The organism is Snodgrassella sp. B3088 (assembly GCF_026535815.1).
GTDB classification, from domain to species: Bacteria; Pseudomonadota; Gammaproteobacteria; order Burkholderiales; family Neisseriaceae; genus Snodgrassella; species Snodgrassella alvi_E.
Genome location: NZ_JAFNPG010000002.1, coordinates 85,981 through 112,063, shown reverse-complemented (window position 1 = coordinate 112,063; position 26,083 = coordinate 85,981). Strand labels below are relative to the sequence as shown.

Sequence of the window (26,083 nt, the reverse complement as noted above, 5' to 3'; positions counted from 1 at the left end):
GTTCATGATTAAGCCATACCTGCAAGTAACTAAACCAGGTATTATCGTCGGCAACCTGATTTCGGTTGTCGGCGGGTTTTTGCTGGCTTCCAAAGGCAGCATTAACGGTTTCCTGCTAATTCTTACTCTGCTGGGCGTGTCTCTGGTAGTAGCTTCTGGCTGTGCGTTCAATAACCTGATTGACCGTGATATCGATCCGAAGATGGAACGTACCAAGAATCGTGTTCTAGTACGAGGGCTTGCCTCTGCACGGGTGACCTTTGCATTAGCCACGATACTGGGTATTGCTGGGTTTATTGTGCTCTATTTTGGTGCTAACCCGTTGGCCATGTGGTTATCTGTAATGGGCTTTGTGGTTTATGTAGGGATTTATAGTCTCTATATGAAACGGCATTCTGTTTACGGTACCCTTATTGGCAGTCTGTCAGGTGCCGCACCTCCAGTGATTGGTTATTGTGCAGTAAGCAATAATTTTGATGCTGGTGCACTTATTCTGCTAGCGATTTTCAGTCTCTGGCAAATGCCACATTCCTACGCTATTGCGATTTATCGCTTTAAGGATTATCAGGCAGCCAATATTCCGGTTTTGCCAGTGGTAAAAGGTATTGCGGTAGCCAAACACCATATCACGTTTTATATCATTGCTTTTATGTTTGCGACACTGATGCTGTCTATAGGTGGTTATGCCGGATACAAATATCTGGTGGTGGCTGCTGCGGTCAGTGTATGGTGGCTGTGTATGGCACTATCTGGTTATAAAGCGCAGAATAATGACCGTATATGGGCACGTAAACTGTTTGTATTTTCGATTATAGCTATCACTACCTTAAGCATTATGATGTCGGTAGATTTCATGACACCGGCCTCTCCTACTGTATTAAGCTTGGCTGGTTGATACCGTAAACATGAATACATAATAATACGCAAACCACCCCAACCTGCCTTTGTTTCTTTTACAATAGGCAGGTTTTTCTTTTAAGCTGTAATCAATATGAATTCCAACAATAATGATACACACATGAACTTTGCCGAAAGGCGAGCAACATGGGGATTAGGAGCGGTTTTTTCATTGCGCATGCTGGGCATGTTTATGGTTTTGCCGGTACTGACCACTTATGGAATGACATTACAAGGAGCCAATGAAAGCCTGATCGGGCTGGCTATTGGTATTTATGGCCTGATGCAGGCGTTACTACAGATTCCTTTTGGCTTATGGTCAGACCGTTTTGGACGCAAGCCACTGATTGTGGGCGGTTTGATAATCTTCACTCTGGGCAGCATCATTGCCGCTGTAACCACCTCAATCTGGGGCGTGATTTTGGGACGAGCTTTACAGGGTAGCGGCGCAATTGCCGCAGCCGTAATGGCTTTACTTTCAGATTTAACTCGTGAACAGAATCGCACTAAAGCGATGGCTTTTATCGGCATCAGCTTTGGCATAACATTTGCATTGGCCATGGTATGTGGCCCAATTATCACACATGCATTTGGTTTACACGGTCTATTTTGGGTCATTGCCTCACTGGCAGTAATCGCTATTGCACTGACTTTATTTTTTGTACCTGTGAGCGATGTTCATGTGCTCAATCGTGAATCTGGTATCGTGAAGGGTAGCTTTGGCACTCTACTGCATAATGCACCCTTACTCAAGCTAAACATAGGTATTTTTTGTCTGCATTTTCTACTGATGTCTACCTTTGTTGCTCTGCCTTTGCAACTTGAACAAGCAGGATTTCCAGCATCCAAACACTGGCAAATTTATTTATACACAATGCTGATTGCATTTATTACGGTATTGCCACCGATCATTTATGCAGAAAGTAAGCGCCGGATGAGACGAGTTTTTATCATATGCGTTGCCGGTCTGATGCTTGCAGAAACAGTTTTATGGCTGGCCAATGTTTCCTTTTGGTCCCTAATTTTAGGTGTATTGTTGTTTTTTATTGCGTTTAATTTGATGGAAGCCTTGCTGCCATCTTGGGTAAGCAAAGAAGCGCCTGCCGGTTTTAAAGGCACAGCAATGGGCATTTACGCTACGGGACAGTTTCTCGGAGTAGCCTGCGGTGGCACCATCGGAGGCTGGCTGGCTGCACATTGTGGTGCTCATTCAGTTTTTTTGTTTGGTACAGGATTAGCTGTGGTGTGGTTGCTGCTAAGTTTTACTATGCAGGAACCACCCTATCTGGCTAGTCTGCGCTTGACGCTGGGCAGCAATCAGATTTTGCCCGAAAATGCACGCCAACAATTATTGCAGCAGAATGGTATTAGCCAAGTTTTGATTGTGCCTGAAGAACACAGTATCTACATTAAAATTGACAGTAAAATTACCAGCCGCCAACAGTTGGAAGTTTTTATCAACTCCATCTGCAGATAGGTATCTATTAACAAGACGGTTTTTCCGTATCCGGCTCATAGTTTAAATTAAAATAGCTGCCAGAATAAAACTTACGCTAATTATTTATTTCTAAACAGTTTTATTTTTAGACTTGGCCGGATTTTATGGCGTTCAATATTGATAATTTCTTTCTACCATTTCTCACAGGAATGAAGAATTTATGCCTGCTCAAAGGCCTGCATAATTTCCTGTGCTAGCACAATCTGGCTATCAACTACTTTTGTAGCACCAGCTTGGATAAATAATTGCTTATCCTGTTCATATCGGCTAAACGTCACGATTTGCAATTGAGGATTGAGTGCCAGTGCAGCTTTGATAATTGAAACAATCTCTGTTTTATTTTGGATGGTAATAATCAAATTTCTGGCTTCGGACACAAATACTGCATCAAGCATACCATCAGATAAAGCGTGTCCGTAAGCCACTGGTATCTGACGTGCTCGTAGTTCTGTTACCACGTCAAGCCGGTTTTCCTGAACATATACCGTTTCATTCTGAGTATGCAAATGCCTGATAATTTCCTGCCCTACCGGACCAGCACCAACAAGGACGGTATGATTGCTTACAGCTGGCGCAACAGCCATGTCTTCATCAACAAAATAAATCGATACCGGTTTAATGGGAGCAGCCACTTTTGCATGAGGCTTATCAGACATCATTCCGCTGTCAATCACGCCTGGTGCTGCTGAGGTAGCCTGTTGATTCTGTTTTTCTAGATACCGGTTAAGCCAGACAAACAGAAAAGGATTACAAATAATGGAAATCAGGGCACTCCCTAATATCAAATCGCTGGCCAAGGGAGGCAATATTTTGTATACCGACCCTAAGCTGGCTATCATAAAAGAAAACTCCCCAATCTGCGCCAATGCTACGGCAATGGTTAATGCTGTTTGTGGCGGATAACCAAATACACGCACAATCAGAAATGCGCCTGCACTTTTGCCGATTACCACAACCAGCAGGGTTGCTATGAGCAATAAGGGTTCACGAATAATAATACTGGGGTCAAACAGCATCCCTACTGAAACAAAGAACAAAACTGTAAAAAATTCTCTCAATCCGCTCGAAGCATCTTCAGCTGTGTGATTCATACTGGTTTCACTGATGATGGCTCCAGCAAAAAACGCACCCAGTGCAAATGAGACACCGAAAAGATAATTGGCTAATATGGCGCAACCCAGTGCTACGGCTATAACCGCCAACCGGAATAGCTCTGGACTACCGGTGCCTACTACACGCTGTAAGGACCAGGGTATGAGACGGCGCCCCAGAAACAGCATCACTACCACAAACGCAATAATCTGAACACTGGTTTTGCCTAGTAAATAAAATAAATCAGCACCCGAAACACTTCCTTGTCCTGATAATACCGGCGCAAGCGCCGGAATCATGACCAGCACAAACACCATGGCTATATCTTCCACAATGAGCCAGCCAGTGGCAATGCGTCCTTGCGTAGAATCCCCCAGATGCCAGCGCTGCAAAGCAGCTATTAAAACTACCGTAGAAGCACAAGATAAAGCCAGCCCAAACACAATTCCGGCACCAGAGCTCCAGCCGGCCAGCCATGCCAATAGCCAGCCTAACAGGGTAGCCAGTGCAATCTGTATCAGTGCTCCAGGAATGGCAACACGTTTGACTGCAAGCAAATCGCGGATAGAAAAATGTAAACCCACTCCAAACATGAGCAAAATTACGCCCAACTCTGCCAGCTGCTGAGATAAATGCATATCAGCAGTAAAACCTTTGGTGTACGGTCCGACAATAATCCCTGCAAAAAGGTAGCCAACCAAAGGTGGCATACGTAATTTGTGGGCTATATAACCGAGTATAAAAGCAAAAAATAATCCGCCTACAATGGTTTCTACCAGTGGAAATGAGTGGTGCATTGATTTCTCAGGGTAATAATCAGTAATAGTAAGTAATCTATATTAACGGATAATTTTTGATAAATAAAAGCTTTTCTCAGCTTTTCATATATAATTAGCGTTTTTTATCTAATCTTTGCATATATTATAGTTAAGTATCCCCATTTATTAATTGCATTAATGAAGGGGACATCAAATTGTACTTATTTCGAAGCCATATTCCGTATTCTTAGTTGAATATGGAAATATTATTTTTCTGCGCGAAATAGTTAAAATTTTTTAAATTTGTGTCTGCCTTGTACTTAATAAGGTTAGTTAAATTTACTATAATATTGGTTTAGGAAAGTTTTATTAATGACTATAAACAGGATACCGCCGGTAGTTGCCTATCCGGGTAAAAGCGCTTTGTTTATTACGCTTGGCATTAAGGACAATGAAACAGCAGTTGCTGAAGTTCTTGATTTTATCACCGGTTTTTCAGCTTTAATACGCAGTCTACATGGCCGTTTTCATGATGAACATTTCAATGCGTTAATGGGGATTGGTTCGGATGCGTGGGACAGATTGCGTCCAGCGAAACCCAAACCGAAAGAGCTAGTGCCTTTTACTGAAATCAAAGGTGCTAAGCATACTGCTGTGGCCACACCAGGCGATTTATTTTTCCATATTCGTGCAGACCGTCAGGATATTTGCTATGAAATGGCCGCAATGATCCATGAAATTCTGGGAGAGGCCACTTATCCGATAGATGAGGTCAGCGGATTCCGTTATCTGGATGGGCGTGCCATTATTGGTTTTGTCGATGGTACTGAAAATCCTGACGACGAACGCAAAATGGATTATGCCGTGGTTGGTGATGAAGATCCGCTGTTTCGTAACGGTAGCTATGCTTTCACTCAGAAATACCTGCACAATATGCAGGCATGGCGACAATTATCAGTTGAGGAACAAGAAAAAACTATCGGTCGGCGCCGATTCAATGATATTGAACTTTCCGATGAGGAAAAACCGCAGACAGCTCATAACAATGTCAGCAAAGTTTATGATGCTGAGGGTAATGAACTAAAAATAGTTCGCGCAAATGTTGCTTTTGCCCATCCATCGAAAAATGAATATGGTACATTCTTTATTGGCTATGCCCGTTCATTTGCTGTTACCCGTCAGATGGTTAAACAAATGTTCACCGGTAATGCAGAAGGACATGTCGATCGTCTGCTGGATTTCAGTACCCCAGTGAGCGGCAGTCTATACTTCATACCTTCTCCTGATTTAATGGATGAATTTGATTCGTAAGTTACTTTTGCATGTTTTATTCAAGGGGAACCTGCTCGAAACTGCGACAGATTCGGTTTAACTCTAATTTATAACATCATCTCAATAAAGGAAAACTGTTTGCATGGGTAGTGTACTTTTTTTACAGGCCATCACCGTTATTTTTTCGTTGTCCATAGTCACAACGCTATTAAATAAACGGTTGTTTGATATGCCACAGGCCATCGGTGTGCCGATTGTTTCCGCAATTCTTGTATTCGCTCTGCAATGGGGTATGAATTTGTTCGGACGCAATCATTTTATTCATGTGGATATCCAGGCGTTGAAAGCTGCGGTTGGCCATATTAATTTTTATGATTTTCTGGTTAACGGTGTAATCTGTTTTATCCTGACTTCTTCTGCCCTCAAATTCAAGATTTCCGATTTAAAACGCTACTGGCGTCAGATATTAATTTTAGCCACTCTGGGTTTGCTGTTGTGTTCCGTACTGTTTGGCGGGCTGCTTTATGCTTTCCAGTTTCTGGTAGGAGATTATGTCCCGCTGCTCGTGCTGCTACTACTTGGTTCTGCCCTCGGTGCCACTGACCCTATCGGTATCAAGGGCGTACTGAGCTCAGTCCGCACACCTCGGCATCTGATGGTTAAGCTGGAAGGTGAATCTTTATTCAACGATGCAATGTGTATCGTGGTGTTTATGACCATTTTAACGCTGATTAACGGCCAGCATGTATCACCCATAGGTGTGATTGAGAATTTCTTCTATGAAATTATTGTAGCCGTGATTATCGGTTTTATCTTTGGTATCGGCGCATTACGCCTGCTACACGGTAAACATGAAAATGAATCACTGATTTTAGCCACTGCCCTGCTCGCTTCTGGTTCATATCTGGTAGCCTATTTTGCCCATGCTTCCGGCCCAATTGCCTGCGTGGTTGGTGGTCTGATTGTCGGTAATAAATGGCAGGAAGTATTGCAGAAAAAAGAAATAGATGATGTTAATAATTTCTGGCATGCGGTAGAAGGGATCATCAATTCTTTCCTATTTACCCTGATTGGTCTGGAACTTTTTATTGTAGACATGAGCAAAACGCTGGTTATCGGCGGTATTGTTGCATTCGTGTTACTACATCTGAGCCGCTTTATCGGCAATATTCTGGCCTTTATGCTGTTTCCTAAAGTGCATAAGAAAAGCTACCACGGCAGCCTGACCATTCTGTCATGGGGTGGTGTGCGCGGCGGTATTTCTCTGGCTTTGATTCTAGCCGTAGCCAATATGCCGGCATTGGCGAAATACAGTGATATTCTTGTTGGTTATACTTTTATCTGTGTATTGCTATCAGGTGTAGTATGTGGTCTGGGGTTACCGGAAGTATTGAATGCGTTTTATTACAATCCAGACGAGCCGAAAACCGGTTTTCGCGGCTGGTATCAGCGTCAGTGTCATCGTTTTAACCGCAGTGGTGTGATGTATACTATTGAAGATCGGTCTGATGGTTCAGAATATATTTCTGTTTATAATCCGATTGCTGTAGCTACCGCTGCTGCTGACCCGAGTGAAGAGATTGCTCTGACACCAGAAGAATTAAAACAGAAAGTAGACAAATTGGAAAATCCGGATAATTTTTAATCCGAATCTAAAAATGCCGGCTTGATTAAGCCGGCATTTTTATTAAGTGTTTATTAAGCTATATAAGCCAAACTTTATTTATTTCAATTGTGCCTCTATAAATTCTCGTACTGCTGCGGCATCGTTATCCATGATGGTAACACGCTGTGGTAAATCTTCCAGCCCAGCCAAATTATCTGGCCGCGGGATTTTGACATTATCACCTACGGCTTCATGGATGGTCTGGGCAAACTTAGCTGGCTGTGCTGTTTCTAGACAAACAATAATTTCACCAGCTTCGCGCAATTGCCGTGCAACTTTTACACCATCAGCAGTATGCGGATCTATTAGCTCGCCGTCTTCTGCATAAACTTGTGCAATAGTATGCAGACGGTCAGTATGTGTGCTTTTACCAGCAGCAAAGCCATACTGTTTGTGGATTTTGTCGAGCAATGGGCTTAGGTCAAACCCGCTGCCAGTGGCTACCTGTTGCCAGAGCTGCTGCACTTTAGTGCCATCGTGGTCCAGCAAGTCATATATAAAGCGTTCGAAATTTGAAGCTTTGGAAATATCCATCGAAGGGCTGGAGGTAACAAAAGTATGTGCTGCATCCCGCGGACGATAATGACCAGTATTAAAAAATTCGTTCAATACATCATTTTCATTGGTGGCAACTATCAGACGGTGAATGGGCAGACCCATACTTCGCGCAATATGTCCGGCCAGTACATTACCGAAATTACCGCTTGGTACGCAAAATGATACTTTCTGCTCGTTACTGTTGGTGGCAGCAAAATAGCCTTTAAAATAATACACCACTTGCGCCACTATCCTGCCCCAGTTAATCGAATTAACCGTACTCAGATGGTAATCTGCCTTGAAAGCATGATCATTCTGTAAAGCTTTCACAATGTCCTGACAATCGTCGAACATACCTTTGATAGCGATATTGAATATATTGTCATCCTGCAAGCTGTACATTTGTGCACGCTGAAAATCGCTCATTTTGCCAAAGGGCGATAACATGAACACATTTACTCTGTCTTTACTCCTCAAGGCATATTCAGCTGCAGAACCAGTATCACCGCTGGTGGCACCGATAATATTGAGATAACGGTTTTCACGTCCAAGCACATATTCAAAGAGATTGCCCAATAACTGCATGGCCATATCTTTAAAAGCTAGTGTAGGGCCGTTTGATAGCGCTTGAATATTGACACCGTCATGCAACGTTCTCAGAGGCGTAATTTCATCGTTACCAAATACATCTGCAGTATAGGTTTTGCTAATGATTGTCTGTAAATCCGCTTTAGGTATGTCAGTAGCAAATAAGCTGATGATTTGCAGAGCCAGCTCAGCATAGCTCAATGAGCGCCAGTCATGCAGAGTAAATGCATCGATATGTGGATAGCTTTGTGGCAGTAACAATCCACCATCATCAGCCAGCCCCGCCATTAATGCCTGACTAAAGCTTTTTGGTGCTGTCTGCCCTCTGGTACTAATGTATTTCATTGTTTCTCCTGTATGATTCTGAAATCATATCTGAACCATAGTTAATAACGCTGCATTCCGTAGCTGCATTTTTCAGCCTCTGATGCAATTAATACACTTACATTCTGCTGGCGATTTTGTGGATTGACCATTTTGATTACTTCTTCGATGCTGAACTTACGTTTGTTTTGCTCAGCAATACAACTACAATACTGTTTACTCACTCCAGAAAGGTCAATTGTACCGAGTCCACGGATAAGCAGTGGCTTACTCAGCTGAAGCTGACACTCATTATTAATCATGTAACCAGCTATGCCGGAGATCAGTCCGTATTCTGCTTTTTTATCATATTGAATACCGACCCCTATCACTACCACTACAAAAACCAGCAGAAACAATATTTTATTCATGAATTTTTGTCAGTTGCATTATAATCAAACCCGAATACAACCACCCTTTTTTAAGATATGTAATCACACGATTATACACGCAATGTAAAATCTGAATAGCGGGCAAACTTCTTTCAATCAGGTACAATATCTTACACGAATTGCCGTGTACAGAATGACACGATATGGATTTATTTAATCAAAAACCTTTAGCCCCACTGGCAGAACAGTTACGTCCGCAGAATCTGGATGAAGTGATCGGCCAGCAACATCTGATTGGTGAGGGTAAACCATTACGGGTCGCAGTTGAAACTGGACATCTACACTCTATGCTGTTGTGGGGTCCTCCTGGCGTAGGTAAAACCACACTGGCACGCATTCTGGCACAGAGTTTCAATGCTCAGTTTATTCCATTGTCAGCGGTTTTTTCCGGTGTCAAGGAAATTCGTGCGGCGGTCGAAAAGGCGCAGCTGGCATTACAACATGGTCAGCGCACTATATTGTTTGTAGATGAAGTACATCGCTTTAATAAATCTCAGCAGGATGCATTTTTACCCTATGTAGAAAACGGTCTTTTCACATTTATTGGCGCCACCACTGAAAACCCCTCTTTCGAAGTGAATCCAGCTCTTTTAAGCCGCTCACAGGTTTATACGCTGCATTCGCTCAGCATTGAAGAATTAAAACAGCTTCAGCAGAAAGTATTCAGTCTGCAGGCTTTCAAAACATTCAGTATTGATGAGGATGCTCAGACACTCATTCTCAACAGTGCCGACGGTGATGGTCGGCGTTTTCTAAATCTTCTGGAACAATTAATTCACACTGCACAGGCTCAGCAGCAAAGTGTTATCAGTGCAGCATTAACGGCCAGTAGTCTTGGCACACAGCTGCGTCGCTTCGATAAAGGTGGTGACAGCTTCTACGAACAGATTTCTGCTTTACATAAGTCTGTACGTGGTTCCCATCCTAATGCCGCTATTTACTGGTTTTCACGCATGCTCGATGGTGGCGCAGACCCGCGCTATCTGGCAAGGCGCATTATCCGTATGGCGTGGGAGGATATCGGGTTGGCAGATCCTCGGGCAATGCAAATAGCGAATGATGCTGCCCTCACTTATGAGCGTCTGGGCAGCCCCGAAGGCGAACTAGCTCTAGGGCAGGCTGTATTGTATCTAGCCTGTGCTGCCAAAAGTAATGCAGGATATATGGCTTATAATGAGGCACGTGCATTTGTTAAACAGCATCCCTCCAGTGAAGTGCCTGTACATTTGCGCAATGCATCTACTAAGCTGATGAAAGAGCTGGGTTATGGCAGAGAATACCGTTATGCACACGATGAACCCAATGCTTATGCAGCTGGTGAAACTTATATGCCAGACGGTATGGAAGAACCGTCTTTTTATCAGCCAGTAGCACGCGGGCTGGAAATTAAAATCGCGGACAAGCTGGCATTTTTACATAATCTGGACGAAGAGGCCGGTCAGAATGCAAACAAATAAGCAATCACTTTGTACACTTGAAACCCAGCCATTTGGCTTGATAGATGGAGACAGCGCCACACTATGGACATTGTCCAATAGCAACGGCATGAAGGTATCGATAATGGATTTTGGTGCCATTATTACTTCAATTGTAATACCAGACCGAGACGGCAATTCAGTGGAATGTGTACTGGGCTTTGATAATGCTGAAGACTATGCCAGCAATAGCTATCGAGCCAACAATCCGCATCTGGGAGCAGTAATCGGGCGACATGCTGGCCGTATCAGCCATGCGAAAGCAAAGCTAAATCAGGAATGGATTCAGTTGTCACCCAATCAGGGCGAGCATCACATGCATGGCGGATTTTGCGGCTTCGACCAGAAATGGTGGACAGTGCATACCACGCACACAGATGACGAATGTGCTTCCATCACGTTGCAATTATTCAGCGCCGATGGAGAAGAAGGCTATCCCGGCAATCTGAACGTTCAAGTTTGTTATACTCTGACAGCTAATAATGAGTTAAATGTTGATTTCAGCGCTGAAACAGACCGAGATACGTTGATTAATCTTACTCAACACAGTTATTTTAATCTGGCTTTGCGAGAAAATACTGTCAGCGAGCATCAGTTATGGTTGTTACCTATGGAAGTAATTGATACAGATGCAGATATGATGCCTACTGGTGAGGTTTCTAAGGCACCAGCAGCTCTGGATTTCCATTCTGCCCGCCCTATTGGCAATAGTGTAATTGATACTGCCTATATCTTACCTCCTCATTCCAATCAAAGCATTGTAGCGAGTATTAGCGCGCCAGATACGGGACTTTCAATGGCGGTTAAAACTGATGCACCGGTAATGGTGGTTTATAACGCCCAGCATCTAACAAAACAACCGATACCGCAACGTAAAGCACTGCAACCATTTGCTGCCATCTGTTTTGAACCGCAGGGTTATACCGATGCAGCAAACCAGCCAGCTTTTCCCAATAATATTCTCCGGGCCGGGACTACATATAAACAGCATATCAGCTATATATTTAGCCGCAATCCTATCCAACCCATATGTAGTTAACCCTACTTAGACCTACACCTGCTGGATGAAGGCAAATTAAGGTGTAAAATCTTTGATTGCTAAACAGAGTAAATCCAGTTCGACTAAGGACCATATCGGTACATTGCTCGTGATAAAATGAATACGTCTTTTACCAACCCATATTGCTTAGCATGAAATGGAATGATATTCAGGCCATAGCATTCGATCTTGATGGTACGCTGGTCGATTCAATTGCCGATTTGTGTGCAGCGGCCAATCATATGCGTGCCGAAATGAATCTGGCACCCTTACCCGCAGAAGAACTCACCAGCTACGTAGGCGATGGTTTGTCTAGTCTGGTGCATCGGGCGCTCAGTGGAAGTAAAGACGGACAGGCTGATGAAGCTAGCTGGGCACAAGGTTTTACTGCATTTATTGCTTATTACCGTACTCATCTAAGTGTTCATACCCGTCCCTATCCTGAGGTTGAAACCGCACTAGCTCTATTTCGTAACAGGGGATTACCCTTAGCGGTAATTACTAATAAAAATGAAATTCTTGCAGTGGAATTATTGTGCGAACTGGGACTGGCCGATTCTTTTAGTTTAGTGGTAGGTGGTGACACACTGAGTGAAAAGAAACCCTCCCCTATGCCCTTATTGCACACAGCCGAAGTATTAGGTGTTGCTATTCAGAATTTATTAATGGTGGGTGATTCAGCAAATGACATTCTTGCAGCCAAAGCTGCCGGTGCCTTAAGCTGTGGCGTAACTTGGGGCTATGCCGATATGGGACTACTGGCACAAAACCCCGATACCAAACCAGATATCATTATTGACCATCTGCCTCAGATTGATGATGGCATGCGGCATCATGGCGATAGTGAAATCCGCGCATGAAACCAAAAATCAGCTTACGCGGCCGTGCCATTGCTATATTGGCACGGCAAGAAATCAGCCGTGCTGAGCTGACACGTAAATTACGCCCGCATGTAGAAGAAAACGATGATATTGAATCTTTGCTAGATGAACTAGCCGAGCGGCACTGGCAATCTGATGCTCGCTATGCGGAAACCTACATCAACAGTAAAAGCCGTATACACGGCAATCTGCGATTACAGCAAAGCCTTAAACAAAAAGGAGTTAAAGCGGAGCTGATTGCCGATTATCTGCCAAACAAAGCGGAACAAATCAGTAATGCAGTCGCTGTTTTACAAAAAAAATATCGCCGGCCTCCATCTGATTTAAAAGAAAAGCACAAATATATGCATTTTCTAGCCTATCGTGGATTTAGCATGGATATTATCAATACAGCTATGCATCGTGCTTGGGAAGAGAGTATTCTTCCAGAGGAAGAGTTTTGGGAATAGCGTATAAAAGGCAATAAAAAAATTGATGGGTTTGATGAAAAAAGCTGAATTAGTTACGCGCTCAGTTTTTGGCAAATCGCGATAATTAAAAAGTCCGGTAATTGGCCGGACTTTTTAATTATTGACAGACTATATCAATGCAGACTGACATCTTCACGTTTCACTTTGTCATTACTGGTGCCGGTAGGTTTGGTTGACCAGTAACCTGCAAGAAACGAACCGGAAATATTATGCCACAGTGAGAATATTGCTCCGGGAATTGCAGCCATTGGCCCAAAGAAATTCGTGCCTAATACTGCAGCCAGACCTGAGTTCTGCATACCTACTTCCAGTGCAAGGGTACGACAAATGGATTTATCAAAACCAAACAGCCGTCCACCCCAATATCCACCAATCAGCCCCAAACCATTGTGCAGAATTACGCCAAATACAACAATAGCTGTTTCAATCCCTATTTTATCACTGCTCAGCGAAACTACCGTTGCCAATACAAGGATAATTACGCACATGGTAATCAATGGCAATGAGGGTACAATTTTTTTTACTTGCTGCGGGATAAAATAATTTATCCCCACTCCGATAGCAATCGGTAATGCCACAATAAGCAGAATTTCCTTGAGCATATTCACTACCGGTACAGCAATAGAAGCTGCAATGTACAATTTAGCCAGTAATGGCGTAGCAAAAATACCCACTACAGTAGACAGCGCACTGATAGTTACCGAGAGTGCAACGTCCCCTTTAGACAGAAATACCATAACGTTGGAGGCAGTACCACTGGCTACGCATCCTACCAGCACCATGCCTGCTTGCAATTCCGGCGACATGTTAAGCAATCTGGCTATCAGCCAAGCAGCCAACGGCATAATCAGATAATGCAGGCCAATACCGGCCACGATTGGTGCCGGCCGTTTTAATACACGGGTAAAATCGGCTATTTTCAGCGTCATGCCCATGGAAAGCATTACCAGCATCAGCATTTCTGAAATATAAGGTTTCAGGGGTGCGAAAACAGCAGGATTCAGATAGGCGAAGATAGAACATAAGGCTGCCCACAGTGGGAACAGCCTTGTAATGATAGCAATCACGAGAATTTTCTCATGTAATAACAGTAATCAGCTTAGGCAGCCATTGCTTTGATTTTGGCAGCCAGACGGCTTTTATGACGTGCAGCTTTGTTTTTATGGAAAACACCTTTATCAGCAATGCGATCAATCACTTTAACGCTTTCGCTGTAAGTAACCTGAGCAGCGGCTTTATCACCAGCTTCAACAGCTTTCAATACTTTTTTAACCGCAGTGCGAAAAGCGGTACGCAAGCTTGCGTTGTGAGCACGTTGTTTTAGTGCCTGACGAGCGCGCTTACGAGATTGTGCACTATTGGCCATCAATATCTCCTAACATACATATACAAATCATGAAACGCCGAATTTTAATGACTTCGCAGCATAAATGCAAGTGCCCTTGTTGTTTTTTAGCTGGCTTCGGCTGGTGGCAAGTAATTAAGATTACTTAGCTTACTCGTGTTTTTCGTCCTTGATGATGGCATTTTCCGGCAGCTGGCGGAAGTAATCACTATGCCAGTATGCTTGTGTACCTTCACGTATCAGTACCAAGCATACGGCAGCCAGAGGTAGCGCCAGCAGCATGCCTACAAAGCCCAGCAACTGTCCAAAAGCCATTAAGGAAAAAATTACCCAAAAAGGTGACAGACCAATGCGGTCACCGACAATTTTCGGCGTAACGAAAAAACTTTCCAGAAACTGGCCAATTGCAAACACGCCCCATACCATCAGTAGTCCTGTCCAGCCATTAAACTGCAATAAAGCTGCCAGCGTAGCCAGCAACAATCCGGTAAATGCACCCAGATATGGTACAAATACCAGCAAGCCAGCCACCATGCCAATCGCAAATCCTGATTCTAGTCCTACCAGAGCGAGTCCCAAACCATATACCAGTCCCATAATGACCATCACTAATAATTCACCGCGCAGAAATTCACCCAGCACAGTATCCATATTAGTGGAAATGCGATTGTAAACCGGAAGGGCTCGGCGAGGAATCAGGTGGCGGATACCGGCTGTCCAGCGGTTCCAGTCGAGTAGAAAGTAGTACAACAGGAATGGCAATAACAACAGATTGGTTATCCATTCCACCATGCCGCTGCCATGCTGCCATACTACTGGTAACACTTTCGAAGCAGCATCCTTAATGCTGGCATTGTGGGTTTGAATCCATTGACCAACATAGCGGGACATATAATCAGCATCCCAGCGCAGGCGAATATGAAAAGTCTGATTCAGCCACGGAACCAGTTTATGATGAACCCAATTGAGAAAATCTGGAAGCTTTTCATAAATGCTGTCGAGCAGGTTAATCAGCATTGGTACGACAATCAGTAGCAATACCACGATTACACTCAGCCCTAGCAGCATCACGAGCATGGCTGCAATAGAGCGTGGGATCTTCAAACGGCGCAATTTTTCTACCAGCGGATTAAGAATATAGGCCAGAACCCCTGCTGCTACAAAAGGCATTAATATCGGTTTTAGTCCGATAAACAAACTGATGGTGGCCAGTAGTACTAGCGCGCCAATAATCCATGGAGTAACAGGAGAATGTTTTTTGCTGTTGATATTCATTAAATATACTCTTGCTGATTAAAAAATAAGCTTGCAGCAATAATCAGGCAGTAACCTGCCTTTTATTATTCTAATAATAACTGAATAAATAACGTTCTGAAATAATTTATCTGCAGAGGTGATTATATCTGTAAATATTACGTAATGATAATTGAATAAGCTATCTCATCGATTTCTATCCTCACTGCCCAATAAAAAAGCCAGCTGTTCGAACCAATTCGAACAGCTGGCTATAACAAGCCCTCAACAGCTTATTTTTTACGCTGTGGCGGTAAATCAGTACAGGTTCCCATGGCTACTTCAGCAGCCATGCCAATAGATTCACCAAGTGTTGGATGCGGATGAATGGTACGGCCGATATCGTCTGCATCACAACCCATTTCAATGGCCAGACAGATTTCTCCAATCATGTCGCCTGCACTGGGGCCGACAATGGCACCACCAATAATCAATCCACTATCGGCATCGAAAATTAGTTTCGTCGCGCCCTCACTGCAACCATTGGCTACAGCTCTGCCAGAGGCTGCCCATGGAAACACTGCTTTAGTGATTTTGACACCATCTTTTTTAGCCTGATCTTCGGTTATACCAGCCCAGGCCACTTCTGGATTAGTATAGGCCACACCAGGAATTACCCTTGCGTCAAAATAAGCTTGATGACCGGCGCAGTTTTCGGCAGCAACGTGACCTTCATGTACAGCTTTGTGCGCTAGCATTGGTTGGCCGACAATATCTCCAATTGCATAAATATGCGGCACATTAGTACGCATCTGTTTGTCTACATTGATAAAGCCACGGTCGGTGACCGCTACACCGGCATTTTCAGCACCAATCAGCTTACCATTCGGGGCACGGCCGGCAGCCACCAGTACTAGATCATAGCGTTGTGGTTCAGCTGGTGCTTTATCACCTTCAAAGGTAACATAAATACCGTCTTCTCTGGCTTCCACTGCTGTAGTTTTGGTGTTCAGCATAATATTATCGAAACGATGTTCGTTTTTCTTTTGCCAGATTCTTACCATATCACGGTCAGCGCCGAGCATCAGGCCACCCATCATTTCCACTACATCTAGGCGTGCACCGAGCGTACTGTAAACCGTGCCCATTTCTAGGCCAATGATACCACCACCGATTATCAACATTTTTTCGGGCACAGATTTCAATGCCAGTGCACCGGTAGAATCGACAATGCGTGGATCCTCTGGAATAAACGGCAGATTCACCACACGACTGCCGGCTGCAATAATGGTGTTTTTGAAAGCCAGAGTAACTGTTTCGCCGGTTTCTGTTTTACCTTCGCCGGAAGTCAGTTTGACCTCAATGTGATGTGGATCGATATACCGGCCATTACCGCGGATAATATCGACTTTACGTGTTTTAGCCATACCGGCAAGACCACCTGTCATTCTGGCAACTACTTTTTCTTTGTAGCTGCGTAGCTGGTCTATATCGATTTTTGGAGCCGGATACTCAATACCATTGGCTTTAAGCTCTTTTACTTCATCAATCACTGCAGCGTTGTGCAACAATGCTTTGGAAGGGATACAACCCACGTTCAAACACACACCGCCTAGCGTGGCATAACGCTCTACAACTGCTACTTTGAGGCCTTCGTCGGCCGCAGCAAAAGCTGCAGAATAGCCACCAGGACCACCGCCTAACACGACTACATCATATTCAGCATCACTGCTGCCGTTGTAAGTGGCCGCTTGCGAAGCTGCAACTGGAGCCGTTTCACTGGCCGGTGCCGCTGCTTTGGCTGTTGCAGCTGCAGCTTCTATTACAGCAATCACCCCACCCTCAGAAATTTTATCGCCTACTTTAACTTTAACTTCCTTTACCACGCCGGCTATTTCAGCCGGTACATCCATCGTGGCTTTGTCAGTTTCCAGTGTAATGAGGGTATCGTCTACCGCAATGGTATCGCCCGTTTTGATTTCTACCGCTATGATATCAACATTCTGATAATTGCCAATATCCGGTACTTTCAGTTCAATTAAGCTCATGATCTAACCTTTTCCAGACTGCTGTATGTTAAACAACAGTATGTGCCTGTATTTCATGTATTCAGGCTGCCGAAAACGTTTCGGTTTTCAGGCAGCCTCCGGAATTGAAGTTTTACAGAGTAACGCGGCGGAAATCAGCCAGCAGCTGGCTGATAAATACCAGAAAACGCATGCCGGCTGCGCCGTCAATCACACGATGGTCAAAAGATAGTGACAGCGGACACTGTAAGCGCGGTTCGAACTCCTTACCATTCCAGCTTGGTTTAATCTGCGATTTGCAAACGCCAAGAATCGCCACTTCAGGTGCATTGATAATTGGCGTAAAGCCGGTGCCACCGATGCCACCTAGAGAAGAAATGGTGAAGCAGGCACCTTGCATTTCCTGTGGTTTGAGCTTGCCTTCACGTGCACGCTTACTCATGTCGGCAAGTTCCTGCGTGATTTCTTTGAGGCCTTTTTTATCAGCATTTTTGATAACTGGTACGACCAGACCATTCGGCGTATCAGCAGCAAAACCGATATTGATGTATTTTTTCAGTATCAGGTTATTGCCATCCAAAGATGAGTTGAATTCCGGAAATTCTTGCAAGGCTTTCACACAGGCCAGAATGATAAAAGCAAGCGGAGATACTTTCAGTCCTGCGCGCTCCCATTCTTTATTCAGTTGCTTGCGGAATGTTTCCAGTTCGGTCATGTCTGCATCTTCTTGCAGGGTGACATGCGGAATCATTACCCAATTGCGCGCCAGATTCTGACCAGATATTTTCTTGATACGGGACAGCTCTTTGACTTCGATTTCACCAAATTGACTGAAATCTACTTTCGGCCATGGCAATAAATCCAAACCACCACCCAGAGCAGTGCCAGCACCACCATGCTCGACTTTCTGCATGACTTCTTTGACAAAATTGCGCAAATCAAGCGGAGTGATGCGTCCTTTGCGACCGCTGCCATTTACTCGACCTAAATCTACGCCCAGCTCACGCGCCAGTTTGCGCACAGAGGGGCTTGCATGGGCTTTTTCAAACCCTTTTTCGTCGATATCAGAGCTGCCAAATGCTTGAGAAACATGGCTCTTTATTTCGGCGCGCAATTCATTGTTTTCTGCTGACGGCGTAGCTGCAACCTGTTTTTTGATTTCCGCAGCTTGTTTCTGATCCTGCGTAGCCGATTCAGCAGCAGGAGCAGAAACGGCGGCTACTTCAATGAGTGCACTGCCTTCTGATACTTTGTCACCCACCTTTACATGTACAGCGGTTACTTTTCCGGCCACTGTGGATGGGACATCCATGGTGGCCTTGTCGGTTTCGAGTGTAACCAGTGTCTGGTCTACTGCGACTTCATCACCTACTTTGATGTCTACTTCTATAACATCTACATTAGAAAAGTTACCGATATCAGGTACATTTACGGCTACCGGCTTGGCTGCGGTAGCTGCCGGTACTGTAGCTGCAGCTTTGGCCGGAGCTTCGGCCGTTTGCGTTGTAGCGGCTGCATCAGCAGCTTCTACTTTGACAATCACACTGCCTTCTGAAACTTTATCCCCCACTTTGACCAATACTTCTTTTACCACTCCTGCGTGGTCAGCCGGTACGTCCATGGTGGCTTTATCGGTTTCAAGTGTAATCAAAGTATCGTCTACGGCAATTTTATCGCCCACTTTTACAGCCACGTCAATGACATCGACACCGGTATAATTACCGATATCCGGTACTTTTATTTCTACAATCTGACTCATCATTATGTCCTTTGGTGACAGCAGGCTGTTGCCTGCGTCCGACAATCGTTAGCTTATACAGCCAACAAAACCTGCCTGAAACCCAAGAGGATTCAGGCAGTCGGTTCATTAGCGTGTCCAGCTCGGTTCTACATCAGCCTTGATACCATATTTGTTGATGGCATCCTGAACAACCTGTTTGCTGATTTTACCTTCATCAGCTAAGCCATTCAGAGCAGCCACCGCTACGTGGTAACGGTTGATTTCAAAGAACTCACGCAAATTGTCACGAGAATCACTGCGGCCGAAGCCATCTGTACCCAACACAGTAAATACATCTTGTGGGACGTAAGCGCGGATACGGTCGGCAAAGTGACGTACATAATCAGTAGAGGCCACCACCGGTCCTTCATGGCCAGACAGCAGTTGAGTAACGTAAGGTACTTTCTGTGTATCTGTTGGATGCAGACGGTTGTAACGTTCGATATTGATACCATCACGGTACAGTTCATTAAACGAAGTCACGCTCCAAACATTGGCTTCTACGTCAAAGTCCTGTTTCAGTAATTCTGCTGCAGCTATCACCTCTTGCAAAATTACGCCGGAACCCATCAGCTGCACTTTTAGTTTGTCGCCTTTAGCTTCCTGCAGCAAATACATACCGTTCAGAATCTGCTGTTCTATACCTTCACGCTGTGGCATGGCCGGATGTTTGTAGTTCTGGTTCATCAGAGTGATGTAATAGAAAACATCTTCACGGTCTACATACATGCGCTGCATACCATGCTGAATAATTACAGCTACTTCATAAGAGAATGAAGGATCATATGAGATGCAGTTTGGTATCAGTTCTGCTTGAATATGACTGTGGCCATCCTGATGCTGCAAACCTTCACCATTTAGAGTAGTACGGCCGGCAGTACCACCCAGCATAAAGCCACGGGCTCGTTGATCCCCAGCAGCCCAAGCCAGATCACCAATACGCTGGAAACCAAACATTGAGTAATAGATATAGAATGGAATCAGTGGATAATCGTTGTTTGAATAGCTAGTAGCAGCTGCTATCCATGAACTCATGGCGCCTGGTTCGTTAATACCTTCTTGAAAAATCTGACCATTTTTAGATTCTTTATAGAACATGAGCTGGTCATGATCCTGCGGTGTATAAATCTGTCCTTTCGGATTCCAGATAGCATACTGACGGAACAAACCTTCCATACCAAAAGTACGGCTTTCATCCGGTACAATCGGCACTACGCGCTTACCAATGTTTTTGTCTTTCAACAATGTGCTCAAGATACGCACAAACGCCATAGTCGTAGAAAATTCTCGGTCGCCACTATCTTGTAGTTGTGCGGCAAATTCGCTCAATGGCGGAATTGGCAGCTTTTCAGAATCGGGGTGACGATATGGTAGGAAGCCACCGAGCTGAGCACGACGCTCCTTCATATATTGCATTTCTTCGCTGTCTTCCGGTAAGCGGAAGAATGGCAGAGTGTGTTCCATCTCTTCATCGGTAACCGGAATTTCGAATCGGTCACGGAACTGTTTCAGCGATTTCATGTCCATTTTCTTAGCCTGATGGGCTGTATTTTGCGCTTCACCAGAAGCACCCATGCCATAGCCTTTAATGGTTTTAGCCAGAATCACGGTCGGACGTCCATCTGGATTGTTCACGGCTTCGTAGTAAGCTGCATAAACTTTATGCGGGTCATGGCCGCCACGATTCAGAGACCAAATTTCATCGTCTGACATGTTGGCCACCATGGCTTTCAGCTCAGGCGTATTGAAAAAATGCTCCCTTACATAGGCACCATTCTGAGATTTATACATCTGATAATCGCCGTCTACACATTCTTCCATGCGTTGTTTCAGCAGATTGTCTTTGTCCTGAGCCAGCAGTGCATCCCAGCGGCTGCCCCAGATTACTTTCAATACGTTCCAGCCAGCACCGCGGAAGTTGCCTTCCAATTCCTGAATAATTTTACCGTTACCACGTACCGGACCATCCAGACGCTGTAAATTACAATTCACTACGAAAATCAAATTATCCAGACCATCACGGGCTGCCAGTGCAATCGCACCCTGACTTTCTGGCTCATCCATTTCGCCGTCGCCACAGAATACCCACACTTTACGACCCTGTGTTTTGGCCAGACCACGGGATTCGAGATATTTCAGTAAGCGAGCTTGATAGATACCCTGTATTGGACCAAGCCCCATAGATACGGTTGGAAACTGCCAGAAATCAGGCATCAGCCAAGGATGTGGGTAAGAAGATAGGCCGTGGCCATGAACTTCCTGCCGGAAATTTTGCATCTGCTCTTCAGTTAATCGACCTTCTACAAAAGCTCTGGCGTAGAAACCGGGAGCACTGTGTCCCTGGAAAAATACAAGGTCGCCTTCCTGATTTTCTGTTTTACCATGCCAAAAATGATTAAAACCGACATCATACAAAGTAGCACAGGATTGGAAGCTAGCTATGTGGCCGCCCAATTCGAGATTTTTTTTGCTAGCGTTCAATACCAGTGCCGCTGCATTCCAGCGTACCAATGATCGAATACGATGTTCTAATTCATGATTACCCGGTGATTTTTTTTCTTTACCAACAGGAATAGTGTTGAGATAGGCGGTGGTGGCTGAAAATGGCATGTAGATGCCACGGCGGCGTATATAGCGCACTAAGCTTTCCATTAAATAATGTGCGCGCTCAGGCCCCTCTTCTTTTAATACTGAACTGAGCGAATCCAACCATTCCTGGGTTTCAATCGGATCGATATCTTGATCATGGAAGTCAGCAGACATAGCAATATCCTCTTTCATATGGGATTGAGTCATGAACAAAACACTTTATGTTGTTGCTATTTCATCTATTTATTTTCTTTTTATCATCAATTACTTTAATTGCTTTACCAAATTGATAAGAAAAAATACATATAAATTCAAACAACTTACAATAATTCAGCATAATCCAAACTGGATAAAAGCATACATTATTGTGATGCAACATACTGTATTTTCGCTTAAATCGTACCAGTGTAACAGGCAATCGGCAATGTCTTTTTACACCAATTTTCTGATTTAAAACAACCAAACATATGTTCACAAATTAGTATATATCAGCCTTTTAGTCTGTAGATTAAAGGACAAAAAAGGGTAATTCATTGGCGCATAAAGTAAATGAAAGAGGGATATAACCTTTAAAATGTTATGAGCATTAACATAAATCATTTACATTTGAATGATTTTAAAAACACAACGCTAAACAAAAAAAAATTATTCTATTAAGCTTAATTTTACACAGACCATTATGAATACAAATATTTTATATTCATTAATAACATATACATAATAAAACGTTTTTTAGATTACAGAATAAATCCTTCAGATCCACTGAAAAAATTTTCTGTATCTTTGTTTTTCTTATTTCTATTTAAATTTATTTTTATGTCGGCGCCTTATTCACATCGAGTTGTTAATTTGAAGATACGGGGCTGATTTTAGTCAGCATCGGTAAGTCCAATACTACATAGAGAAACTATAAAATACGGATTACATAAATCTGTAAGAAGGTATGCAGGTTTGATTCTGTTATCTGAAATTTCCTAAACCATGTTTATTCAGCTACTGCGAAAACCATGATAGTTAGGTACTTTAAACTTTAACCGTTTGTCCCCAAGTTTGGATACAATGCTAATTTGAAAATCTAAAAAAATCTGCACAAAGGACGGAACATGGCAGACCGCAATTATTATGAAATTCTGGGTGTAGACCGCAAAGCCAGCGACGATGATATTAAGAAAGCCTATCGTAAGCTGGTACGAAAATATCATCCGGATGTCAGTAAAGATCCAGATGCTGTAGCCAAAACCAGTGAAATTAATATTGCCTACGAAACTTTGCATGATAAGGAAAAACGAGCCGAATACGACGCTATGCTGGACAATCCGTTTGGCCATGGCGCCCAGCAACAGGCCGGTGGTCGTAGCGGATTTAATTATCAGCAATACGATTTTGACCCCAGCCATTTTGGTCAGAACGGTGCTTTCGGTAATGGTGATTTTCATTTCGACGATTTATTTTCAGCATTTGGCAGCCGTGGGGGACATGGTTTTCAGCAAAACCGTACTGGTCCGATCAAAGGAGAAGATCAGCATGCTGAGTTGGTAATTGACATCGATGCAGCCTACCACGGTGCTCAGCGCAACATGTCACTGGAAATGCCTACGCTCAATGCTCAGGGTCAGATGAGCTACGAGCGTAAAACCCTGAATGTTAAAATTCCGGCTGGTATAACAGAAGGACAACAAATTCGTCTTAGCGGACAAGGCTTGCCGGGTTTTAATGGTGGAGCAGCTGGAGATTTATACTTAAAAATCAGTTTCCGCAATCAGGACAACCTGTATGTACAGAATCGAAAGGATGTATACCAGCGCATCAGTGTGGCACCATGGACAGCAGCATTGGGCGGTAAAATTGACGTCAGCACACCTGCCGGCAAGTTAAGTATGAATCTTCCGGCCAACAGTCACAATGGTCAGAAAATGCGCTTGAAAGGCAAAGGCATACCAGCCAAAGAGGCAGGCGATTTGTATCTGCTGATTAATATCGTTCTACCCAAGAGCGACACCGAAGCTGACCGCGCCGCGTGGCAGGCATTGGCTCAGCACTATGCAGGTTTTCAGCCTGAGAACCACGTTTGATAGCAGGAGCGTAACATGAATAATATTCAACAAGATATAGAGTTAAGCTTTGACGATCTGGTTCGCGCCTGCGACAATCAAAGCAGTTGGGTACTGAGTCTGATTGCTGAAAGTGTCATTCCTGCAACTCAGAAACCAGAACTAGCACGCTACACTGGCTATCACATGGCAATTGCACGGCGTGCATGGCGCATTCACCGTGATTTCGATGCCAGTGCCAGTGCCACCGCCCTGATCTTGCAATTATTAGATGAAGTGGAAGATTTGCGCCGTCGCGGTTAGTACGGTATGGTTTTGATTCAGTGAAAGCAAGCTTACTGGTCGTTGTCTGGTAATTGTGCTGACCCCATCCGCCGTAAAATTACATTGGCTTTGCGGCGGATTTCCTTATCGTGCGGGTGGTCAGCGTAGTATAAAGGTCGAGGAACTCGAGCGGCCAACTTGGCTGCCTGTTGTGCCGATAATTGCATAGCTGTACGTCCGTAAATCGTCTCACTTGCCGCTTCTGCACCATATACGCCATAGCCCCATTCAATAACATTCAAGTACAAAGCGAAAATCCTGTCTTTATTCGTTGTGGCTTCCAGTAAGGAAGTGATTACTGCCTCTTCTGCCTTGCGCCAGTAATGGCGGCTTTCAGATAAAAACAGATTTTTGGCCAATTGTTGGCTGATGGTAGAACCGCCTGCCCGAATCTTGCCCTGATGTTCATTTTTTTTAATTGCCGTACGAATGCCGTTCCAGTCGAAACCATCATGTTCGGCAAAGCGTGCATCCTCAGATGCAATTAGCGCTTTTTTCAGATTTGGCGAAATGCGGTTATATGCTACCCATTGGTAATTTAGTTCCGTATCAGGACGGGAAGCAGCCAGTTCATGCATACGCAGCAACATAAATACCGTACGGTGAGGTGCTACAGCACGGTAAGTTAAAAGGCTGCCATAAACGTATGCATTAAACAGCAAAAACAACGTCACCAGCATAATCAATAAACTGCGCACAATTTTCATCTTTTTTCCATTTCCGTGCGCATCTGCTCTGTTACCGGCCGGATATCCGGTCTAAATCCATGCCATAATTCGTAAGAAGCAGCTGCCTGTGCAACCAGCATTCCAAGACCATCTGCCAGCAGCGGACATCCTGCAGTCTTTGCCTGTAGTAGATACGGCGTTAGTTCCGCCGCATACATCATATCGTAGGCTAGTTTGGCCTTTGCCAGCACAGCAGATGGTATGGGCAAGGTCTGCCCGTATAAACTCCCAGAAGTGGCATTGATGATAACATCATATTGAGGTTGAATCTGATGATATTCACACCAACTTACTTCATGTTCCTGTGCCAACGACTGTACTTTGTGCACTGTACGGTTGGCAATGGTTAATGAAGCCGGATGTTGCTGCAAAAGTGGTTGAATCACTCCACGTGCCGCACCACCGGCACCCAATAGCAATATGTGCTGATTAAAGAGTGAAAACGACAACAACTCTTCAATCGCTCGCACTAGTCCAATACCATCTGTGTTGTCGCCAAGCAAACAATTATCATGCCAAAACAGTGTATTGACTGCTTTTGCTGCCTCCGCTCTGGAAGTTAGCTTATCGGCAAGCGTAAAAGCTTCATGCTTGAACGGCACCGTAACATTGGCACCAATGCCGCCTGCTGCAAAAAAAGCCTTTGCAGTAGCCGCAAATTCATTCATGGGTATCAAACGACGTTCATAGATCAATTCCCGCCCTTCCTGTGCAGCAAAAGCCTGATGAATCTGTGGCGAGCGACTATGCGCAATCGGATTTCCAAACACAGCAAACATAGTGTTCCGTTCCCCTCTGCAAAAAAAATTAGCTGTTGCTATTATCCAGCCTCTACCACTCTATGGCAAAAATGCATGAAAAAACGTGTGAGCACAATAAAAAATTAAATAATTAATGACGGTATAACTCTGATCCAGCCTCATTCGATTTAAAGCTGCCAACTTTTGCTTTTGGGCAAATAAGCTGATTTCCAACATACAATCAGACCTGTATTTAAGCAACATACGTAAAAATTTATTTTTAATTAACCTAAACTTACTATATTATCTACTTAAGACTTAATCGTTTTATATTCGTT

General features: G+C 44.1%; 21 protein-coding genes. 10 read left to right on the top strand and 11 right to left on the bottom strand.

Annotated features, from left to right (window positions below; translation table 11 throughout):
• Positions 1–4: 4 nt before the first annotated feature.
• Positions 5–895 carry a heme o synthase gene (gene cyoE, locus J3U75_RS00935; RefSeq protein ID WP_100139948.1) on the top strand — a complete coding sequence of 297 codons (891 nt, stop codon included), beginning with the start codon at positions 5–7 and terminating at the stop codon, positions 893–895.
• A gap of 96 nt (positions 896–991) precedes the next feature.
• The gene (locus J3U75_RS00930; protein ID WP_267390083.1) at positions 992–2,374 is read left to right on the top strand and encodes an MFS transporter; all 1,383 of its coding nucleotides are present in this window, start codon (positions 992–994) and stop codon (positions 2,372–2,374) included.
• Between the two features lie 179 nt (positions 2,375–2,553).
• On the opposite strand, the gene J3U75_RS00925 is transcribed toward J3U75_RS00930, so the two are convergent.
• Positions 2,554–4,284, bottom strand: coding sequence for a cation:proton antiporter (locus J3U75_RS00925; protein WP_267390082.1), 1,731 nt, complete (start codon positions 4,282–4,284; stop codon positions 2,554–2,556).
• A 333-nt stretch (positions 4,285–4,617) separates the two neighbouring features.
• Between J3U75_RS00925 and J3U75_RS00920 the strand changes: the two genes are divergently transcribed.
• Positions 4,618–5,556: a Dyp-type peroxidase gene (locus J3U75_RS00920; protein ID WP_267390081.1), complete on the top strand. Its 939-nt coding sequence runs from the start codon at positions 4,618–4,620 to the stop codon at positions 5,554–5,556.
• 103 nt (positions 5,557–5,659) lie between these two features.
• Positions 5,660–7,162 (top strand): cation:proton antiporter, encoded by a 1,503-nt coding sequence (locus J3U75_RS00915; protein WP_267390080.1) that lies wholly within the window; start codon positions 5,660–5,662, stop codon positions 7,160–7,162.
• A gap of 78 nt (positions 7,163–7,240) precedes the next feature.
• Here J3U75_RS00915 and thrC read toward each other — a convergent pair whose 3' ends face one another.
• Together thrC and J3U75_RS00905 are read right to left on the bottom strand one after the other, a co-directional pair.
• Positions 7,241–8,653, bottom strand: a complete 1,413-nt coding sequence (gene thrC / locus J3U75_RS00910) for a threonine synthase (RefSeq protein WP_267390079.1) — start codon at positions 8,651–8,653, stop codon at positions 7,241–7,243.
• A 41-nt stretch (positions 8,654–8,694) separates the two neighbouring features.
• A complete protein-coding gene (locus J3U75_RS00905) occupies positions 8,695–9,042 on the bottom strand; it encodes a hypothetical protein (protein WP_267390078.1) in 348 nt (115 codons plus the stop codon).
• 164 nt (positions 9,043–9,206) lie between these two features.
• On the opposite strand from J3U75_RS00905, the gene J3U75_RS00900 reads away from it, so the two are divergent.
• The 4 genes from J3U75_RS00900 to recX all read left to right on the top strand — a co-directional run bounded on the left by J3U75_RS00900 (position 9,207) and on the right by recX (position 12,907).
• Positions 9,207–10,520 (top strand): replication-associated recombination protein A, encoded by a 1,314-nt coding sequence (locus tag J3U75_RS00900; RefSeq protein ID WP_267390077.1) that lies wholly within the window; start codon positions 9,207–9,209, stop codon positions 10,518–10,520.
• On the top strand, positions 10,507–11,577 hold the full coding sequence (locus J3U75_RS00895; protein ID WP_267390076.1) for an aldose epimerase family protein: 1,071 nt from the start codon (positions 10,507–10,509) through the stop codon (positions 11,575–11,577). Before J3U75_RS00900 ends, J3U75_RS00895 begins: the two co-directional genes overlap by 14 nt.
• Before the next feature lie 152 nt (positions 11,578–11,729).
• Positions 11,730–12,437 carry a phosphoglycolate phosphatase gene (locus J3U75_RS00890; protein WP_100139940.1) on the top strand — a complete coding sequence of 236 codons (708 nt, stop codon included), beginning with the start codon at positions 11,730–11,732 and terminating at the stop codon, positions 12,435–12,437.
• A complete protein-coding gene (gene recX / locus J3U75_RS00885; RefSeq protein WP_100139939.1) occupies positions 12,434–12,907 on the top strand; it encodes a recombination regulator RecX in 474 nt (157 codons plus the stop codon). Before J3U75_RS00890 ends, recX begins: the two co-directional genes overlap by 4 nt.
• A gap of 134 nt (positions 12,908–13,041) precedes the next feature.
• Here recX and panS read toward each other — a convergent pair whose 3' ends face one another.
• The 6 genes from panS to aceE all read right to left on the bottom strand — a co-directional run bounded on the left by panS (position 13,042) and on the right by aceE (position 22,109).
• A complete protein-coding gene (gene panS / locus J3U75_RS00880; RefSeq protein WP_267390074.1) occupies positions 13,042–13,995 on the bottom strand; it encodes a ketopantoate/pantoate/pantothenate transporter PanS in 954 nt (317 codons plus the stop codon).
• Positions 13,996–14,027: 32 nt separating this feature from the next.
• Positions 14,028–14,294, bottom strand: coding sequence for a 30S ribosomal protein S20 (gene rpsT, locus J3U75_RS00875; RefSeq protein ID WP_025330392.1), 267 nt, complete (start codon positions 14,292–14,294; stop codon positions 14,028–14,030).
• Positions 14,295–14,423: 129 nt separating this feature from the next.
• The gene (locus tag J3U75_RS00870) at positions 14,424–15,542 is read right to left on the bottom strand and encodes an AI-2E family transporter (RefSeq protein WP_370387135.1); all 1,119 of its coding nucleotides are present in this window, start codon (positions 15,540–15,542) and stop codon (positions 14,424–14,426) included.
• A gap of 257 nt (positions 15,543–15,799) precedes the next feature.
• On the bottom strand, positions 15,800–17,554 hold the full coding sequence (gene lpdA / locus J3U75_RS00865; RefSeq protein ID WP_267390072.1) for a dihydrolipoyl dehydrogenase: 1,755 nt from the start codon (positions 17,552–17,554) through the stop codon (positions 15,800–15,802).
• Positions 17,555–17,666: 112 nt separating this feature from the next.
• Positions 17,667–19,292 carry a dihydrolipoyllysine-residue acetyltransferase gene (gene aceF / locus J3U75_RS00860; protein WP_267390071.1) on the bottom strand — a complete coding sequence of 542 codons (1,626 nt, stop codon included), beginning with the start codon at positions 19,290–19,292 and terminating at the stop codon, positions 17,667–17,669.
• Positions 19,293–19,400: 108 nt separating this feature from the next.
• A complete protein-coding gene (aceE, locus tag J3U75_RS00855; RefSeq protein WP_370386417.1) occupies positions 19,401–22,109 on the bottom strand; it encodes a pyruvate dehydrogenase (acetyl-transferring), homodimeric type in 2,709 nt (902 codons plus the stop codon).
• 896 nt (positions 22,110–23,005) lie between these two features.
• On the opposite strand from aceE, the gene J3U75_RS00850 reads away from it, so the two are divergent.
• Positions 23,006–23,974 carry a DnaJ C-terminal domain-containing protein gene (locus J3U75_RS00850; RefSeq protein WP_267390070.1) on the top strand — a complete coding sequence of 323 codons (969 nt, stop codon included), beginning with the start codon at positions 23,006–23,008 and terminating at the stop codon, positions 23,972–23,974.
• A 15-nt stretch (positions 23,975–23,989) separates the two neighbouring features.
• Positions 23,990–24,256: a chaperone modulator CbpM gene (locus tag J3U75_RS00845; protein WP_100139932.1), complete on the top strand. Its 267-nt coding sequence runs from the start codon at positions 23,990–23,992 to the stop codon at positions 24,254–24,256.
• Positions 24,257–24,288: 32 nt separating this feature from the next.
• Here the strand turns inward: J3U75_RS00845 and mtgA are convergent, their stop codons facing one another.
• Together mtgA and aroE are read right to left on the bottom strand one after the other, a co-directional pair.
• A complete protein-coding gene (gene mtgA / locus J3U75_RS00840) occupies positions 24,289–24,984 on the bottom strand; it encodes a monofunctional biosynthetic peptidoglycan transglycosylase (protein ID WP_100156830.1) in 696 nt (231 codons plus the stop codon).
• Positions 24,981–25,784 carry a shikimate dehydrogenase gene (aroE, locus tag J3U75_RS00835; RefSeq protein ID WP_267390069.1) on the bottom strand — a complete coding sequence of 268 codons (804 nt, stop codon included), beginning with the start codon at positions 25,782–25,784 and terminating at the stop codon, positions 24,981–24,983. Before aroE ends, mtgA begins: the two co-directional genes overlap by 4 nt.
• Positions 25,785–26,083: the final 299 nt, after the last annotated feature.